This is a genomic window from Ancylobacter tetraedralis (assembly GCF_014195655.1).
GTDB classification, from domain to species: domain Bacteria; phylum Pseudomonadota; class Alphaproteobacteria; order Rhizobiales; family Xanthobacteraceae; genus Ancylobacter; species Ancylobacter tetraedralis.
Genome location: NZ_JACICD010000004.1, coordinates 1 through 16,812 on the forward strand (window position 1 = coordinate 1; position 16,812 = coordinate 16,812).

The following is a 16,812-nucleotide window of genomic DNA, read 5'->3' on the forward strand; positions in this document are numbered from 1 at the left end:
TTCGTGGGTAACAAGGCCTTCTCCGTCAACAAGTTGAAGGAGGAGATGACCACGACCGAGACCGACTGGCTGTCGTGGCTCAAGAACACCGACGTCTATGACGTCGACCGCATCAATTCGGACCAGGAACTGCTGCGCCGCTTCTACCTGAAGCACGGCTACGCCGATTTCCGCATCATCTCCGTGACCGCCGATCTCGATCGCGCGAAGAACGGCTTCATCCTGACCTATGTCATCGACGAGGGCCCGCAATATACGATCGGCTCGGTGGACGTCGTTTCCGGCATCAAGGATGTGGATCCGTCGACTATCCGCGCGGCGCTGCGGGTTCAGAAGGGTCAGGTCTACAACGCGGAGCTGGTCGAGAAGTCGGTCGAGAACGCGACGATCGAAGTGTCGAAGGCCGGCTATGCCTTCGCCCAGGTTCGGCCGCGTGGCGATCGCAACGTGCAGAACCGCACCATCTCGCTGGTATTCGCCGTCGAGGAAGGGCCGCGCGTCTATATCGAGCGCATCGAGATCCGCGGCAACACCCGCACCCGCGACTGGGTCATCCGGCGCGAGTTCGACATCGCCGAGGGCGATGCCTATAACCGCGTGCTGATCGACCGGGCCGAGCGGCGGCTGCGCAATCTCGGCTACTTCAAGGACGTGAAGATCACCACCGAGCCCGGCACCGCGCCGGATCGCGTGATCCTGGTGGTTCAGGTCGACGACCAGCCGACGGGTGACTTCTCGATCTCGGGTGGCTACTCGACCGACGACGGCCTCATCGGCGAAGTGGCGATCTCGGAGAAGAACTTCCTCGGCCGCGGCCAGTATGTGCGTCTGGCCGGCACGCTGGGCGAGAACACCCAGGGTGTCGATTTCAGCTTCACCGAGCCGTATTTCCTCGATTACCGCGTCGCCGCCGGCTTCGACCTCTATTACAAGGTGACCAGCGCGACGAGTTCGAGCCCCTATGACACGACCACGGGCGGCGGCACGCTGCGCGTATCGCTGCCGCTGACCGACGAGTTGACCCTGGGCCTGCGCTACAGCCTGTACCAGAAGGAAATCACGATCGACGCGGACACGATTGCCGACTACGGGACGCCGTCCTGGGCCCTGCGGGAGGTAAGTGGTGTTGCGTCCATCACCTCTTCCGTCGGCTACACGCTCACCTACAACATGCTCGACAACAACATCGATCCGACCAACGGCTATCTGCTCGAACTGAAGCAGGATTTCGCCGGTCTCGGTGGTGACGTCGACTACGTCAAGAGCACCTTCGATTCGCGGTTCTACTTCCCGGTCTATGGAGACGTTGTGCTCATGCTCCGCGGTCAGGCAGGCAACATCACCTCGTGGGGTGGCGACGACTTGCGCATCCTCGACAACTTCTTCAAGGGTCCGGACATCGTCCGCGGCTTCGCGTCCAATGGCATCGGTCCGCGCGACCTCGCCTCCGGCCTCGACGGGTCCGACCCGGATGCGCTGGGCGGTACCCTCTATTGGGGCACTTCGGCCGAGATGCAGTTCCCGCTGACCTTCCTGCCGAAGGATCTGGGCATGAAGGGTGCGGTCTTCGCGGATGCCGGCTCGCTGTGGGGCTACGAGGGCGGGACGACCTTCACTAATGTATCCGGCTGGGAAGATAACCTGACGGACTGCTCCGCCATCGCGGGCTCGAAGACCAAGGGCTATGCGAATGTGTGTGTCGCCGACAGCGACTCCATCCGCTCCTCGGTCGGCGTCAGCCTGATCTGGAAGTCGCCTTTCGGCCCGCTGCGCTTTGACTATGCCTGGGTGCTCACGAAGGAAGACTACGACCAGACACAGTCTTTCCGTTTCAGCGGCGGCACGAAGTTCTGAGCCGACCATGGGCGGCTGGCACAAGCGCGTGGCGAAACGCATGCCGGCTATGATGGAATTCAACAGCCCATTCGGCGGCGGCATGCGTTTCCCGCTTGGCGGGAAACGTGACCAAAACCATCCGTGGACTCAAGAATTGCTTATGGCCTGAGAAGGGTTCCGACATCCGTCTATCGCCACGGTGCGGCGAATTCTGGCTGCGCTTCATCGCCGTGATTTCTCATTTGCGGCGGGGGGCCAGCATCATGGAAACAGGATGGCGCAGACGTTAAAGACAAACTCCTCAGGGACGCCGTAGTAGAGCCGACCCGGCTCGCATTGGCAGCCGCTCCACTCTGACCCGCCCCGGCTTTGCATCTCGTCGGGCTTCGTCTACGTCGCCACGCGACAAATGCACTGCACCGCATGTGCGCTGACGCGATCGACGCCCATGCCCGCCGCATCGTCGGCTGGCGGGCGAGCCGCACCGCGCATGCCGGCTTCGTGCTGGATGCGCTGGAGCCGGCCCTTCACGTGCGGCGGCCCGTGCATCGCGGCGGCCTGGTGCGCCATAGCGACCGCGGCTCGCAATATGTCAGCCTCCGCGACACCGAGCGCCGGGCCGAGCGAACACGGCCAGGATTGAGCATGCTGTCCTCATTCCGCGGCGCGCGCGCTCAACTCACCGGATTGCGTGCCAGTCGAAGCGCGAAGTCGATGGCCTCGATCAGGCTTTCCTCCTTGGCGATGCCCTTCCCCGCAATATCGAAGGCGGTGCCATGATCGACGGAGGTGCGGATGATGGGCAGCCCGAGGGTGATGTTCACGCCGGAAAGCGCCTTCCACTCGCCGGTTTCCGGGTCGACATCGAAGCCCAGAAGCTTCACCGGTATATGGCCCTGATCGTGATACATCGCGACCACGGCGTCGTAGCTGCGGCCGCGCAGCTTGACGAAGATCGTGTCGCCGGGCACCGGGCCGATCACCGTGATATCCGAGCCCTCATAGCTGGCGACGAGCGGGGCCGTCACGTCGATGTCTTCGCGGCCGAAGATGCCGCCTTCGCCGGCATGGGGGTTGAGGGCGGCGACGCCGATGCGCGGATGGCGGATGCCGAGCGAGCGCAGCATGCCCGCCGTCAGGTCGATGACGCGGCGCAGGCGCGCCGGCGTGAGTTTTGAGGGAACGTCCGCCAGCGCGACATGGGTCGAGAGATGGCTGACGCGAAAGTCGCCATGAGCCAGCATCATCACGGAATCCCGTGCCCCGGTGAGGTCGGCGAGCATGTCGGTGTGGCCCGAATAGGCGTAGCCGGCAAGATTCAGCGCCTCCTTGTTCAGCGGCGCGGTGACGATGCCGGCGACGGTGCCGGACTGGGCGAGGCGGACCGCCTTCTCTATGGCGAGATAGGCCAGCCGGCCGCCCTCCGCGCTCATGTGCCCGACGCGGATCGGTTCCCGTTCGGGGCCGGCCTCCAGGATGGCCAGGGCGAGAGGTTGCGCGGGGTCGGTGATTTCGGGGATCGGCGCTGCCGCCAGCATGGCCTCGGCCGACCGCAGGGCGGCCACGCTGCCGATGACGACCAGCGATAATTCGCCCGCCTCCAGGCGGGGGGCGAGGTGGGTGCCGGCCTTGACGATGATTTCCGGCCCGATGCCGGCCGGGTCTCCCATGGTGATGGCAAGGCGCGGAGCAGCCATGAACGTCATCCTCTTCCCAGAATGCGCCATTCGATATCAAAATAGATCATAATCGCGCAATAAATATCTTTATCGGCCGCTCGACGCCTCTTCGAACAGCTCGTGCAGCAGATCGGGACGCCCGAACGCACCGGATTTCGAGAGAACGCGGGCACCGTCGAAGCGCCCGGCGCGCAGGCGCGACATGGCCAGTCCGGGCTCCCGCGCGCCCTCCACCGCGAGACTGTCGGCGCCGATGGCATCGGCGACGTCGCGCAGTGTTTCGCCGCCCGCCACGAACAGGGTGCACGGTGACGGGCAACGGGCGAGCAGCCCGGAAAACCGTTCGGCAATGACGAGAGCGGCATCGGCGCGGGGGCCCTCGAAGGCCACGGTGACTATGCAGGACTGGCCTCGGGCGAGACGTTCGAGAACCCGGTCGATGTCGGACGGGCTTGCCGAGAGCCGGACATGCCGGCGTGGGTCCGGCGCCATGGCACGCTCGATCTGCGTTCGTGTCACCGGGTGGTTCGAGCCGATGAGCGCGAGCAAGGGCGCATCATGGCGCGGGCTCCCCGTGGGCGCGCTGGCCGGGACCGCCGGCGCTGGCCGGGCCCGGGCAAGCGCCGCCGCGAGGCCGCCGGTGCCGACCCAGAGCCGGGGACGGTGACCGGACATCTCGCGTGTGACGATGGCGTCGAGATCCGCATCGCTCTCGGCATCATGCACGCCGATATCGGCATGGATGAGCCCCGCATCGCGCAGCGCCGCGTGAATCGCGCCACCGAGCGGCTCGGCCGCATCCGTCTTCCACTGGCGACCGTCCCGGGTGACGCGGCCCTGGAAGGGAAACGCCGGAGCGACGACGAGCCGCCGGCCTTCCGCCATCACCGCGAGCGCGCCAAGTTCCGCCGCCCAGTTTCCGCGCATCAGGCTGTCGATCTTCTTGAAGGCCGGTTCGCCCGCGAGTAGCCAATCCGTGAACCGGCCCTGCCGGGCAACGGCCGTGTCGACATCGACCTCTCGCGTGGCGGCATCGATGGCCGCCATGGCCGGCAGGCCATGCTCGGCACGCCACAGCACCGGAAGGGGAGATAAGGGCGTGGCAAAGGCCGCGGCGCTGTCCAGCGCACCGGTCAGGTCATCGGCAAGGATGCGCACGCCCGGCATCTCAGTCACAAGGGCCGTCCTGCGGCTGCCGGGGCACGGGAATGACACGCACGGCGACATTCATTCCGGCCAGTTCCGCCAGCACGGCCAGATCGACGCCGTCATCCGTGACGATCTCCTGGACGTCCGAGACATCGCAAATGGTGCAGAAACTCGGGCTGGTGAATTTGGAGCTGTCGGCGAGCACGATGACGCGCCGGGCCGCCGCGATCATCGCCTGCTTCATCGTTGCCACCTCCAGGGACGTCTCCGTCAGCGTTCGGCCGGTAATGGCATGGGTCCCGAGCAGGGCGATGTCGGCGTGGAGGCTCCGCAGGAAATCCTCACCGGGGCGACCCACCAGCGTCAGCGAACCCTGCCGCACCGTGCCGCCGGGCACGACGAGGTGAATATTCGGCGCGCCGGCCAGTATCTGGGCGATGGCGAGGCTGTTGGTGACGGCGGTGAGGGGCAGGTGGCGGGTGACGACGGCGCGCGCCACGGCGAGCACCGTCGTGCTGGCGTCGAAAATGACGCTTTGCCCGGGCTGCAATTCATCAGCGACGGCGGCGGCGATCGCGTTTTTTTCCCGGCACCGTAATTGTGCGGCGATGGCGGCATCCGGTTCGAACGTGGCCCGCTCGGTGCTCTGGAGCAGGGCGCCGCCATGGGTGCGCTCCAGCGCGCCCTGTTTCACCAGATGCTCAAGGTCGCGCCGGATGGTCGATGGCGACGCGCCGATGGCATCGGCCAGTTCCTGGATGCCCGCCGCGCCCTCGCGCCTCAGGCGTTCGAGGATGAGCGCCCGGCGCTTGGCGGGAATCATGTCGACACGCCCGCGCGCCATCTCCTCGCCGCCGTCGCCCTGCCGTTCGCTCGTGGTCATGGAATCCCTCGGTACGACCATGGATGGGGGGTCGCTCCACGGTGTGGAATGATCGATTATGAAACATTTTGACGTGAGATGGATTTTTCTTCCACAATTATTGCGGAGAGTTCAACGCTCGCAGCCATCCTGAAAACCGGCCGTGCCAGGGTCATCTCCCGTTCGCGCGCGTCCACCTCGTGGAATCGCGCCACGATCCCGGCCCTGCGACCGGCGGCTCCTGCCGTGGGAAGAAAAGTGCCGCACGGGCCCCATGCCGGCGAGGTCGGGGTGGGGGCATCAAATGTCCTGTGATTTTTCGTCTAATATTATCAATGGTTTGCGCGGATGTCGGGTGTGCTCACCTTCGCCCGAGCCACAAAACCGAGCGCGTGCGCTTGACCGAAATCAGAAAGATTGGCAACAATGGGAACGTTCTCAGAGAACGTTCCCGCAAGTGGAGCGGCTCCGGGCACGTGGGAGGAAGAAAGAATGACGGACGCCACAGGCCGCCCCGATATCGGGGAGCGGCAACCCTCGTTTCGTGAAATGCGTGCCTCGGGCGTCAGCAAGTCCTATGGCGCGACCGTCGCTCTTGAGCATGCCGACATTGCGCTCAGGGCCGGTGAGGTTCACGCGCTCCTCGGCGAGAACGGGGCTGGCAAATCCACTCTCGTGCGCATCTTCACTGGCGCGGTGATCCCCGATCGCGGCGAGATGCAGCTGCATGGCGAGACCTACGCGCCGCGCTCCATCCTCGAGGCGCGCCAGCGCGAGGTCGCCACCGCCTTTCAGGAACTGAGCCTCGTTCCCAATCTCACCGTGGCGCAGAACTTCCTGCTGCCGTCGCTGGCCCGGCCGGGGCGCCCGCTGATTTCCGCCCGTCAGGTGATCGCTCGCGGTGCGGACATCCTGGAGCGTCATGCGCTCCGCCGCATCGACCCCGCCGCGCGTGTCGGCGACCTGCCGCTCGCCGAGCGCCAGCGCATCGAGATCGCCCGCGCCATCGAGAATGCCGGCCGTGTGCTGATCCTCGACGAGCCGACCGCCTCGCTTGCCGAAACCGACTGGCTGTTCGAGCAGATCGGCAAGGCGCGCGCGCGCGGCGTCGCCATTCTCTACATCTCGCACCGTCTTGCCGAGGTGCGGGAGATCTGCACATCGGCCACCGTGCTGCGCAATGGCCGCTCCATCGGCACGGTGGGCCTCGGCAGCGCCAGCGATGGCGACATTTTCGAGATGATGGTCGGCCACCGGGTCGAGCATGCGCGTCGGCCGGGGCGGGTGGCGGGCACGGCCAGCGCGCCGCGCCTCGCCGCCGAAGATCTGGCCGGACACGGGCTGCACGGTGTGAGCTTCCAACTCGGGGAAGGCGAGATTCTCGGCGTCGCCGCGCTGGAAGGGCAGGGGCAGCGCGGGCTGTTCCGCGTGCTGGCCGGGCTGGAGACGCCCACCGGCGGAGGGATCCGCGTCGACGGCAAGGCGGCCGCCTATCGCACCCCGCGCGCGGCGCTGCGCTGCGGCTCCGGCATCAGCTATCTCCCCGAGGAGCGCAAGACCGAGGGCATCCTTGCGGGCCTGTCGGCGGCCACCAATGTGGTGCTGCCCTTTCTGCCGCGTGTCGGCCGGGCGGGCCTGATCGGCCGGCGCGACGAGGAGAGGGCGGCGCTGCCGGCGGCGCAGAACGTGGCGCTGAGCCCGCGCTATCTCGGCTTCGCCATTGGCGACCTGTCCGGCGGCAATCAGCAGAAGGCACTGATGGCGCGCACGCTGGCCACCGGCGCGCGCACCCTGCTGCTGTTCGACCCCACGCGCGGCGTCGATGTCGGCACAAAGGAATCCATCTATGCCGCCATCCGCGCCTTCGCCGAGGGCGGTGGCTCGGTGCTGTTCTATTCCTCGGAACTGCCGGAAATCGTCCAGCTGGCCGACCGCTGCCTGGTTCTCTATGGCGGACAGGTATTCGGCGAACTGGAAGGCGCCGACATCGCCGAGCAGAAGCTGGTGGCGGCGATGATCGGCCATGGCACGCGCCCGCCGGCCGGCCACTCGTCCGTCTCCTCCGCCGGTCCCGTTCACGCCGTCGCGGAGAGCGCCCGATGAGCGATATCGCAACCACGTCCGCCGCCGCCCTTCCCGCCGCCCGCTCCGGCCCGGCCCCCCGTCACCGGCTCTGGCGTCTGACGCAGGGCGCCGGCCTGATCCTCGGGCTCTATGTGCTGCTCTACGCGCTCTACGCCTATCAGCAGCCGCGTGCTCTGGACGCCTATGCCATCGCGGCGCTGATGAACAACACGGCACCGCTGGCGCTGGCCGCCGCCGGCCAGACGCTGGTGGTGCTGAGCCGGGGCTTCGACCTCTCGATCGCCGGCGTGATCTCGCTCTGCAATGTCGTGCTCGCCGTCTATCCCCTGGAGGGGCCGGGCGGGGCTCTGGTCTCGATGCTGCTCTGCCTCGCCATTGGCGGTGCCGTCGGGGCGGTGAATGGCTGGCTGGTGGCCTATCTTCGGCTCCAGTCCATCGCCGCCACGCTGGCGACAATGATCATCTGCCAGGGCATCGCGCTGGTGATCCTCAATGCGCCGGGCGGCTATGTCTCGGAATGGATCGCCGACGAGCTGACGGGGCGGCTGTGGGGCGCCGTGCCGGTCTCGGGGCTGGCTGTTGCGGCGGTAGTTGGGCTGTGGCTGCTGGTGCGGCGCACCGATTATGGTGTCGCACTCTATGCCATCGGCGCCGATGAGCCGGCCGCCGCGCTCTCCGGCGTCAATGTGCGGCGCACCCGCTTCCTCACCTTCGTCATGGCCGGCATGCTCTACGGCCTCGCCGGGCTGATGCTGAGCGCGCAGACGGCGACCGGCAATCCCAATTCCGGCGCGCCACTGCTGCTGCTCTCCTTCGCGGCGGTGGCGCTGGGCGGCACCTCGCTGAGCGGCGGACGTGGCGGATTGTTCGCCTCGGTAATGGGCGCGGCGACGCTCACCCTGTTGCAGAAGGTGCTGTTCTCCAGCGGCGTCTCCTCCTTCTACACCGGCCTGTTCCAGGGCGTGGTGCTGATCGTGGCGGTGGTCTTCAGCGGCCTGCTGACCCGCATCGGAGAGCGGAAATGACAGTCATGAACGAGAACCCGACCTCGCAGGCCCGCTTCCAGCAGAGCGGCGACACGCGGCGCAGTGCCCGCATCAGCGCCGAGACCGTCAGCACCCTCGCGGTGGCCATCCTGTGCGTGGCGCTGCTTGTCGGCGCGCGCTTCATCAGCCCCTCGCTCGGCTCCTGGTCGCAGGTCGAGACGGTGCTGGTGCTGGGCTCCTTCCTGGTGGTGCTGTCCTTCGGGCAGGGGCTGGTGATCCTCACCGGCGGGCTCGATCTCTCGCTGCCGGCGGTGGCGACGCTGGGGGGCATTCTCGCCACCAACTGGGTCGGGGCGAGCGACCCCGGCGCCTGGTATCTGCTGCCGCTGGTGCTGCTGGTCTGCGGGTGCGTCGGCTTTCTCTCCGCCGCCGGCATCGTCTGGCTGAAGGTGCCGCCCTTCATCATGACGCTGGCCATGTCGATCATCGTGTCCTCGCTGCTGCTGGGCTACACCAAGGGCACCCCCCGTGGCGCGGCGCCCGACGCGGCAGTGGCGCTGATGAAGGGCCATCTGCTCGGCCTGCCTGCACCCGTGCTGTTCCTCGTCGCCTTCGTGCTGCTGGGCTGGCTGTTCCAGAGCCGCTCGATCTATGGGCGCTATCTCTATGCCATCGGCACCAATGTGGAGGCCGCCCGCATTGCCGGCGCCCCGGTCACGGCGATGCGTATCCTGCCCTATGTGATCAGCGCGGTGAGCGCCGGTTTCGCCGGCCTGATGCTGGTCGGCTATTCCAGCGGCGCCACGCTGCGCATGGGCGACAGCTACCTCTTGCCTTCCATCGCCGCGGTGGTGATCGGCGGCTCCTCGATCCTCGGCGGGCGCGGCACGTTTCTCGGCACGGTGGGCGGGGCGATCCTGCTGACCACGCTCGGCACCATCATCTCCGCCATCGGCCTCGAATTCGGCCTGCGCACCATTATCGAGGGGGCGATCGTTCTCACCGCGCTGCTGCTGCTGCGCGAGGAGCTTTTCCAGAAACTCGGCTCGCTCTGGCGTTGAGCCCGGGCGAGCGAGACGAACCACAAGAACAACGCACATCTCAGGAGGAAACGACGATGATATCGACGCTGCTCAAGACCGCGACCGCTGCCCTGCTGCTCGGCGCGGCCTGCCTGGGGGCCATCCAGCCCGCCGAGGCCGGGGCCCCCAAGGACGGCAAGAAGTACAAGATCTACCTGAGCCTCAGCTATTCGGGAAATGCCTGGCAGTCCGAGGCGGCCAATATCGTCAAGGCGCTGGCGGCCACCCCGCCCTATAACGACCTGGTCGAGCTGAAGGAGGTCATCTCCGGCGCCGATCCGCAGGCGCAGATCTCCGCCTATGAGAGCATGATCGACTCCGGCGCCGACGGCATTGTCAGCTTCCCGATCTCCGCCACCGCGCTCAACCGCACCATCAAGCGCGGCTGCGAGCAGGGCGTGCTGTTCTTCATGTACGACGCCACCGTGACCGAGAACTGCGCCTACAATGTCAGCTATCTCTCCTCCGGCTTCGGCGAGAACTCGGCGCAGGCTCTGGTGAACGCGCTCAATGGCAAGGGCAAGATCTTCCTGTCACGCGGCGTGCCCGGCAACTCGGTCGACCAGCGCCACACCGACGGCGCCAAGCACATCTTCGCCAAATATCCCGGCATCGAGGTGGTGTCCGAATATTACTCGTTCTGGGACGACCGCACGACCCAGCAGGAAACCGCCAAGGCGCTCGCCGCGCATCCCGACGTCCAGGGCATCTGGGCGCAGGCGGGCGAATATGGCGCCATCCAGGCGCTGCTCGACAAGGGCGGAAATCTCGTGCCGCTCACCGGCGAGAACTCCAACGGCTTCCGCCTCGCCCTCGCCGATCCGGCCATGCAGGCCAAGGGGCTGACCGGCGTCTCGGCCGGCTCGCCGCCGGCGCAGTCGGGCTATGCCTTCAAGCTGATGATGGAAATCCTCACCGGCAAGCGCGAGCTCAAGCCCACCAATATCGAATACCCGCTGCCGTGGGTTCCCGCCGACAAGGTGAAGGTCTGCTCGGGCGACACGTTCGAGAATGGCTGCAACGTCTTCCCGAAGGACCGCGTGCCGTCCTCCTTCGTCACCGAGGTGCTCAATCCCGTGCTGCTGCCGGAGGTGAACATCGACTCCGCCCTGAACGGCACGCCGGTGAAGGGCGCGACGATCCAGCCGCTGCCGGCCGAGATCGTCAAGGCGGCCAATGAGCCGGGCATCAATTGCGCCCGCTGCGAGGCCGCCAAGGACCAGTACAAGCTCACCAAGGTGCAATCGACGGTGAAGTGAGGCGGCGCGAGCCGACACGACCTGCCGCCCGGCGCTCTTCGGTGCCGGGCGGCCCGATGCCCGGTCGGGGTATCGCGATATCCCGGCTGCGAACGAATCTGCTTTCCTCCCGCAACGGACCCGACAGCACCGCCGGCGGTGGCGAGACAGGAGACAGGCCTTGAGCGACGCGCAACGAGACAAGGGACGCCGGGTGACCGTGAAGGATCTTGCCCGCGATCTCGGCATGTCCGTCTCGACGGTCTCGCGGGCCTTCTACCCGGACGCGGTCGTCGCCTCGCAGACGCGCCGGCTGGTGCTGGAACGCGCCGCCGCGCTCGGCTATCGTCCCAATCCCTTCGCCCAGAGCCTGATCACCAAGAAGACCCAGATCGTGGGCATGGTCGTCTCCGACCTGACCAACCCGTTCTACCCCGAAGTCATGACCGAGATGACGGCGATGCTGCAGGAGGCGGGCATGAATGTCATGCTCGCCGCGGCCAACCAGCCGGAGAAGATCGACGATGCGGTCGACCTGCTGCTGACCTACCAGCCCGACCTCGTCATCGTGCTCGCTGCCAACATGGCCTCGCACGCCCGCGAGAAATGCGAGGGCGCCGGGGCGCCGTGCATCTTCTTCAACCGCCTGTCCGCCGACGGCCTCGGTTTTGGCGTGACCTGCGACAACGAAGCCGGCGGCCGGCTGGTGGCCGATCACCTCATCGCGAGCGGCCACAAGCACCTCGCCTATATCTCGGCCTTTCCCGGCGCCTCCACCAATGTGGAGCGGCACCGGGGCTTCTGCCGGCGGGCGGAGGAGCGCGGCTTCGAGCGCCCGATCGTGATCGAGGCCGGCCGCTTCAGCTACGAGGCCGGCTATGCCGCCGGACTTGAGGCGGAGAGGGCCGGGCGCCCGATTGATGGCGTGTTCTGCGCCAATGACATCGTCGCCATCGGCTTCATCGCCGGGGTGCAGGAAAGCGGCCGGCTCCGCGTGCCGGACGACCTCTCGGTGGTCGGCTTCGACGACATCACCATGGCGGGCTGGCCCTCTCACCAACTGACGACGGTGGCACAGCCGCTGGACGGGATGATGGCGGCGACCGTCCGTCTCGCCCGCGATCTGGCCGTCGATCGCCAGAAGGATCCGCACATCCTGCGGCTGCCGCCGGGACGGCTGATCGAGCGCCACACGACGCGCCGGCGCGATGGAGAAACGGCATGACGCTGCAGCGACACACTCTTTTCGATCGCCTGACCACCGTGCACCGCCCGGACTGCGCGCTGTTCGCCGATGGTCCGCTGCCGGCGCAGGTCATGGGCCCGGACGATCTCGCCCTGAGGCTTGGTTCGGAAACGAGCGGCCGCTACGCCGACGCCTGCCGTCCGGTCTTCGAGGATCTGCGCCGCGTCGTCGGGCAGCTGGCCGGGCTGATGATCCTGGCGCAGCTCACCGCCTCCTCGGACGTCTCCAGCCTCGCCGAACTGGAGAGCTGCCGGCAGCGCTGGACCGCGGCGGGCGAGCGGATCGCGGCGCTCACCGCCCCCGACGCGCTCGCCCCGCATCGCGAGCAGATCGTGGCCGCGCACGCTTTTTCCGGCCTTGCGCTGGGAACGTTCTCTGAGCTTCGCCCGCGCGGCGATAACGAGGCCGCCTTCGACGTCATCTCCCGCCATGTGCGGCGGGCCTACGCCCATCTGAGCGCGGCCACCGCCGAGAAAGCAGGGCTCGCCATGGTGGATCTCTCCCATGCCTGTTGCTCCTGCGGGCGCTGAACCGCCGGATCTAAGAACAAAGCCGAAAAGGAAGGAAACGAGCCATGTCCGACTATTCGATCTGGGTGTGCGAATATTCCTACGTCAAGAACTATCACAAGAGCGGCGTGCTCTACGGCGCGCATAACCAGGGTTTCGTGAAGCTTCCCTACTGCTATGTCGTCATCAAGGGCCGCGATCACATCGCCATGGTCGATGTCGGCTACAACGACAAGGATTACGGCAAGGTTCTGGGCGATCGCTTCGGCGTGGAGAACTGGCGCAGCCCCACCACGGTTCTGGCCGAAATCGGCGTGAAGCCGGAAGAGGTCGATACCTGCTTCATTACCCACGCGCATTTCGACCATTTCGGCAATGTCGAGGACTTCCCGAACGCGAAGTTCTACATCCAGGAGCGCGAGATCGCGAAATGGGTCTGGGCGATGTCGCTGCCCGACCGGCTGCGCTGGATGATGGTGGCGGTCGATCCCGGCGACATCGTGCGCGGCGCCGATCTCGCCCGGCAGAAGCGTCTCGTCACGGTCAACGGTGCCGTGAGCGACGTGCTGCCCGGCATCGACCTCCACGCCGCCGATGACAGCCACACCTGGGGCTCGATGTGGGTGACGGTGCGCAATGATGGGCAGGCCCAGTCGCAGGACACCTGGGTGCTCGCGGGCGACCTCGTCTATGTCTTCGACAACATCCACGGGCCCGGCGCGGCCGTGGACGAGAAGGAAGTCTACACGCCGGTCGGCCTCGCGGTCGGCAGCCAGACCAATCTGGTGCTCGCCACCGAGGCGATGATGAAGCAGGTGGGCTACGATTCCCACCGCGTCATCCCGGTGCATGAGGAGCGGCTGCGCGACACCTTCCCCTCCCGCATCACCAAGGACGGCCTGCGCATCACCGAGATCTGCCTTGCCGATGGCGAGAGCTCGAAGGTGTCGGCATGACGCGCCCGGCACCTGACACGGCCCACCCTGTCGCCATTGTCGGCGCCGGTCTGGTCGGCTCCGGCTGGGCGCTGGTCTTTGCCCGCGCCGGATTGCGGGTGCAGGTCTACGACCCCGTTGCCGAAGTGCGCGCCGGCATCCTGCCCTGGGCGCGGGAGAGTGCGTCCGCGCTGGCCGCAGTTGGCCTGATCGAGGATGTCGAGGCGGTCATGGCGCGGCTGCATGTGGTCGACACGCTGGAGGCGGCGCTGGACGGCGCCACCTATATCCAGGAATCGGTGTTCGAGCGGGTGGATGTGAAGAGCGAGATCTCCCGCGCCATCGATGCCGTCATGGCACCCAATGCCATTGTCGGTTCGTCCTCCTCCGGCATTCCCGCTTCGCGCTTCACGCAGGACTGCGCCCATCGTGGGCGCTTCCTCATCGCTCATCCGGTCAACCCGCCGCATCTCGTCCCGGTGGTCGAACTGGTGCCCGCGCCGTGGACCGAGGCCGAGGCGCTGGCCGGCGCGCGCGAGTTGATGCAGGCGGTCGGGCAGGTGCCGGTAACGCTCTCCCGCGAGATTGACGGCTTCATCCTGAACCGCCTGCAGGGCGCGCTGCTGAACGAGGCCTGGGCGCTTTATGATGAGGGCTATGCCGGCCTCGCCGACATTGACGCGACCATCGCCCACGGGCTCGGCCTGCGCTGGGCCTTCATGGGACCGTTCGAGACCATCGACCTGAACGCGCCCGGCGGCATTGTCGACTACGCCGCCCGGCTCGGGGGCATGTACCACGCCATGGCCCAGAGCCGCACGCCGCGCGCCTGGCCGGAAGAGACGATCCGCCGGGCCGGCGAGGAGCGCCGCGAGGCGCTTCCGGAAGCGGAACTCGCGGCCCGTCGCGCCTGGCGCGACCGCGCACTCACCGGCATTGCCGCCTTCAAGAAGGCCGGCGGCCTCGCTCCCTAGCCCATCCGGCTCTTCTCGCTTTCGAGACACACGTAAACGTAAGGACCAGCACCATGGCCGTAACCCATCTGAAGCGCGGCAAGCCCTCCGAGGAGCGCTCGCAGGACGACCGCAAGGTTCGCGAAACGGTCGAGACCATCCTTGCCGACATCGAGCAGCGCGGCGACGCGGCGGTGCGCGAGCTGTCGGAGAAGTTCGATCGCTATTCGCCGCCGGCCTTCCGTCTGACCCCGGGCGAGATCGAGGCGCTGATGGCGCGGGTTTCGACGCGGGACATGGAAGACATTCGCTTCGCGCAGGCGCAGGTGCGCAATTTTGCGCAGGCCCAGCGCAATTCGATGACCGATATCGAGATCGAGACGCTGCCCGGCGTCATCCTCGGCCACAAGAACATCCCGGTGCAATCGGTCGGCTGCTATGTGCCGGGCGGCAAGTTCCCGATGGTCGCCTCGGCCCATATGTCGGTGCTGACCGCCGCGGTCGCCGGCGTGCCGCGCATCGCCGCCGCCACCCCGCCCTTCAAGGGCGAGCCGAACCCGGCGGTGATCGCCGCCATGCATCTGGGCGGCGCGCATGAGATCTATGTGATGGGCGGTATCCAGGCCGTCGGCGCGCTGGCGATCGGGACGGAAACCATCGCCCCCGTCGACATGCTGGTCGGGCCGGGCAATGCCTATGTCGCCGAAGCCAAGCGCCAGCTCTATGGCCGCGTCGGCATCGACCTGTTCGCCGGCCCGACCGAGACCATGGTGATCGCCGACGACACGGTGGATGGCGAGATCTGCGCCACCGACCTGCTCGGGCAGGCCGAGCATGGCTACAACTCGCCCGCCGTGCTCGTCACCAATAGCCGCCGCCTCGCCGAGGACACGCTGGCCGAGATCGACCGTCTGCTGGCGCTGCTGCCGACCGCCGACACGGCGACGAAATCCTGGGCCGATTACGGCGAGGTGATCCTGTGCGACAGCCATGAGGAGATGCTCGCCGTCGCCAACGACATCGCCTCCGAGCATGTGCAGGTGATGACCGACCGCGACGACTGGTATCTCGCCAACATGCACTCCTATGGCGCGCTGTTCCTCGGGGCCCGCACCAATGTCGCCAATGGCGACAAGGTGATCGGCACCAACCACACGCTGCCGACCCACAAGGCCGGGCGCTACACGGGCGGCCTCTGGGTGGGCAAGTTCCTCAAGACGCACAGCTACCAGAGGATCACCACCGACGAGGCGGCGGCGATGATCGGCGCCTATGGCTCGCGGCTGTGCCTGCTGGAAGGCTTCGTCGGCCATGCCGAGCAGTGCAATGTGCGCGTGCGCCGCTATGGCCACAAGAACGTGCCCTATGGCGAGGCGGCGGAATGAGCGCCGCCGCGCCCTCGTTCCGGCTTGATGGAAAACGGGTCCTGGTGACAGGCGCGGGGCGGGGCATAGGCCTCGCCATCGCGCAGTCCTGTGCCGCCTCGGGCGCGGAGGTCACGCTCTGCGCCCGCTCGGCGGGCGAGATCGGCGCGGCGGCCGAGGACCTGCGGGATCAGGGCCTCAAGGCCGAGGTGTTGCCGGCCGACGTCACCGATGTGGAGGGGTTCGCCGCGCTCGTCGCGGCGCGCCCTGCCTTCGACGTGTTCGTCAACAATGCCGGCACGAACCGGCCGAAGCCCCTCGCGCAGGTGACGGTGGAGGATTACGACGCCGTGCTGGGGCTGAACCTGCGCAGCGCCGTGTTCGCGGCCAAGGCCGTCACCGCCCGGATGATCGAGGCGGGGCGCGGCGGCTCGGTGATCAACATGTCGTCGCAGATGGGCCATGTCGGGGCGGCCAACCGCACGCTCTACTGCGCCTCGAAATGGGGCATCGAGGGCTTCACCAAGGCGCTGGCGGTGGAACTTGCGCCGCACCGCATCCGCGTCAACACCATATGCCCGACCTTTGTCGAGACGCCGATGACGGAGCCCTATTTCCGCGACCCGGTGTTCCGCGCGGAGGTGCTGGCGAAGATCCCGCTGGGCCGCATAGGGCAGGTGGAGGAGGTGGCGGCGGCGGCGGTGTTCCTCGCCAGCGATTGCGCGTCGCTCATGACAGGCAGCGCGCTGATGCTGGATGGAGGGTGGACGGCGCTGTGAGCCGTGCGGATCGTCCCGCCGCGATCCATGCCCATCGCCTGACATAGACACCGGGGCGCCAGAACAACCCGGGCACCGGTTCTCTCCCGGGGGCACCCTTCCGGAACGC

General features: G+C 67.2%; 15 protein-coding genes and 1 pseudogene. 13 read left to right on the plus strand and 3 right to left on the minus strand.

Going from position 1 to position 16,812, the window contains the following annotated elements:
* From bamA to FHS55_RS23455, 3 genes and pseudogenes are all read left to right on the plus strand, one after another.
* Window positions 1–1,854: outer membrane protein assembly factor BamA (bamA, locus tag FHS55_RS11060; protein ID WP_183189827.1), on the plus strand; the 1,854-nt coding region annotated here is incomplete at its 5' end.
* A gap of 7 nt (window positions 1,855–1,861) precedes the next feature.
* Window positions 1,862–2,005 (plus strand): hypothetical protein, encoded by a 144-nt coding sequence (locus tag FHS55_RS11065; protein ID WP_183189828.1) that lies wholly within the window; start codon window positions 1,862–1,864, stop codon window positions 2,003–2,005.
* Window positions 2,006–2,265: 260 nt separating this feature from the next.
* A pseudogene (locus FHS55_RS23455) lies at window positions 2,266–2,460 on the plus strand (DDE-type integrase/transposase/recombinase); the annotation flags it as partial.
* A gap of 50 nt (window positions 2,461–2,510) precedes the next feature.
* Here FHS55_RS23455 and pdxA read toward each other — a convergent pair.
* The 3 genes from pdxA to FHS55_RS11080 all read right to left on the minus strand — a co-directional run bounded on the left by pdxA (window position 2,511) and on the right by FHS55_RS11080 (window position 5,547).
* Complete coding sequence (gene pdxA, locus FHS55_RS11070; protein ID WP_183189829.1) at window positions 2,511–3,533, minus strand: 4-hydroxythreonine-4-phosphate dehydrogenase PdxA; 1,023 nt, start codon at window positions 3,531–3,533, stop codon at window positions 2,511–2,513.
* A gap of 69 nt (window positions 3,534–3,602) precedes the next feature.
* Window positions 3,603–4,682, minus strand: coding sequence for a four-carbon acid sugar kinase family protein (locus FHS55_RS11075; RefSeq protein ID WP_246340119.1), 1,080 nt, complete (start codon window positions 4,680–4,682; stop codon window positions 3,603–3,605).
* Window position 4,683: 1 nt separating this feature from the next.
* On the minus strand, window positions 4,684–5,547 hold the full coding sequence (locus tag FHS55_RS11080; protein WP_183189831.1) for a DeoR/GlpR family DNA-binding transcription regulator: 864 nt from the start codon (window positions 5,545–5,547) through the stop codon (window positions 4,684–4,686).
* A gap of 471 nt (window positions 5,548–6,018) precedes the next feature.
* Here FHS55_RS11080 and FHS55_RS11085 point away from each other — a divergent pair, with 471 nt between their 5' ends.
* From FHS55_RS11085 to FHS55_RS11130, 10 genes are all read left to right on the plus strand, one after another.
* Window positions 6,019–7,629, plus strand: coding sequence for a sugar ABC transporter ATP-binding protein (locus tag FHS55_RS11085; RefSeq protein ID WP_183189832.1), 1,611 nt, complete (start codon window positions 6,019–6,021; stop codon window positions 7,627–7,629).
* Complete coding sequence (locus FHS55_RS11090) at window positions 7,626–8,636, plus strand: ABC transporter permease (RefSeq protein ID WP_183189833.1); 1,011 nt, start codon at window positions 7,626–7,628, stop codon at window positions 8,634–8,636. The genes FHS55_RS11085 and FHS55_RS11090 overlap by 4 nt, the downstream gene beginning before the upstream one ends.
* The gene (locus FHS55_RS11095; protein WP_183189834.1) at window positions 8,633–9,658 is read left to right on the plus strand and encodes an ABC transporter permease; all 1,026 of its coding nucleotides are present in this window, start codon (window positions 8,633–8,635) and stop codon (window positions 9,656–9,658) included. Before FHS55_RS11090 ends, FHS55_RS11095 begins: the two co-directional genes overlap by 4 nt.
* A 56-nt stretch (window positions 9,659–9,714) precedes the next feature.
* Complete coding sequence (locus FHS55_RS11100) at window positions 9,715–10,938, plus strand: sugar ABC transporter substrate-binding protein (RefSeq protein ID WP_183189835.1); 1,224 nt, start codon at window positions 9,715–9,717, stop codon at window positions 10,936–10,938.
* 160 nt (window positions 10,939–11,098) lie between these two features.
* On the plus strand, window positions 11,099–12,142 hold the full coding sequence (locus tag FHS55_RS11105) for a LacI family DNA-binding transcriptional regulator (RefSeq protein WP_183189836.1): 1,044 nt from the start codon (window positions 11,099–11,101) through the stop codon (window positions 12,140–12,142).
* Window positions 12,139–12,693 (plus strand): hypothetical protein, encoded by a 555-nt coding sequence (locus tag FHS55_RS11110; protein ID WP_183189837.1) that lies wholly within the window; start codon window positions 12,139–12,141, stop codon window positions 12,691–12,693. Before FHS55_RS11105 ends, FHS55_RS11110 begins: the two co-directional genes overlap by 4 nt.
* Before the next feature lie 44 nt (window positions 12,694–12,737).
* Complete coding sequence (locus tag FHS55_RS11115; RefSeq protein WP_183189838.1) at window positions 12,738–13,628, plus strand: N-acyl homoserine lactonase family protein; 891 nt, start codon at window positions 12,738–12,740, stop codon at window positions 13,626–13,628.
* Window positions 13,625–14,581: a 3-hydroxyacyl-CoA dehydrogenase gene (locus FHS55_RS11120; protein WP_183189839.1), complete on the plus strand. Its 957-nt coding sequence runs from the start codon at window positions 13,625–13,627 to the stop codon at window positions 14,579–14,581. The genes FHS55_RS11115 and FHS55_RS11120 overlap by 4 nt, the downstream gene beginning before the upstream one ends.
* 53 nt (window positions 14,582–14,634) lie before the next feature.
* Window positions 14,635–15,945, plus strand: a complete 1,311-nt coding sequence (hisD, locus tag FHS55_RS11125; protein ID WP_183189840.1) for a histidinol dehydrogenase — start codon at window positions 14,635–14,637, stop codon at window positions 15,943–15,945.
* Entirely contained in the window at window positions 15,942–16,703 is a 762-nt protein-coding gene (locus tag FHS55_RS11130; protein ID WP_183189841.1) for an SDR family NAD(P)-dependent oxidoreductase, read from the plus strand. The genes hisD and FHS55_RS11130 overlap by 4 nt, the downstream gene beginning before the upstream one ends.
* Window positions 16,704–16,812 lie beyond the last annotated feature (109 nt).

Coding starts and splice junctions, on each gene's coding strand:
- FHS55_RS11065 (WP_183189828.1), top strand. CDS start 1,862: ATGGGCGGCTGGCACAAGCGCGTGGCGAAACGCATGCCGGCTATGATG.
- pdxA (WP_183189829.1), bottom strand. CDS start 3,533: ATGGCTGCTCCGCGCCTTGCCATCACCATGGGAGACCCGGCCGGCATC.
- FHS55_RS11075 (WP_246340119.1), bottom strand. CDS start 4,682: ATGCCGGGCGTGCGCATCCTTGCCGATGACCTGACCGGTGCGCTGGAC.
- FHS55_RS11080 (WP_183189831.1), bottom strand. CDS start 5,547: ATGACCACGAGCGAACGGCAGGGCGACGGCGGCGAGGAGATGGCGCGC.
- FHS55_RS11085 (WP_183189832.1), top strand. CDS start 6,019: ATGACGGACGCCACAGGCCGCCCCGATATCGGGGAGCGGCAACCCTCG.
- FHS55_RS11090 (WP_183189833.1), top strand. CDS start 7,626: ATGAGCGATATCGCAACCACGTCCGCCGCCGCCCTTCCCGCCGCCCGC.
- FHS55_RS11095 (WP_183189834.1), top strand. CDS start 8,633: ATGACAGTCATGAACGAGAACCCGACCTCGCAGGCCCGCTTCCAGCAG.
- FHS55_RS11100 (WP_183189835.1), top strand. CDS start 9,715: ATGATATCGACGCTGCTCAAGACCGCGACCGCTGCCCTGCTGCTCGGC.
- FHS55_RS11110 (WP_183189837.1), top strand. CDS start 12,139: ATGACGCTGCAGCGACACACTCTTTTCGATCGCCTGACCACCGTGCAC.
- FHS55_RS11115 (WP_183189838.1), top strand. CDS start 12,738: ATGTCCGACTATTCGATCTGGGTGTGCGAATATTCCTACGTCAAGAAC.
- FHS55_RS11120 (WP_183189839.1), top strand. CDS start 13,625: ATGACGCGCCCGGCACCTGACACGGCCCACCCTGTCGCCATTGTCGGC.
- hisD (WP_183189840.1), top strand. CDS start 14,635: ATGGCCGTAACCCATCTGAAGCGCGGCAAGCCCTCCGAGGAGCGCTCG.
- FHS55_RS11130 (WP_183189841.1), top strand. CDS start 15,942: ATGAGCGCCGCCGCGCCCTCGTTCCGGCTTGATGGAAAACGGGTCCTG.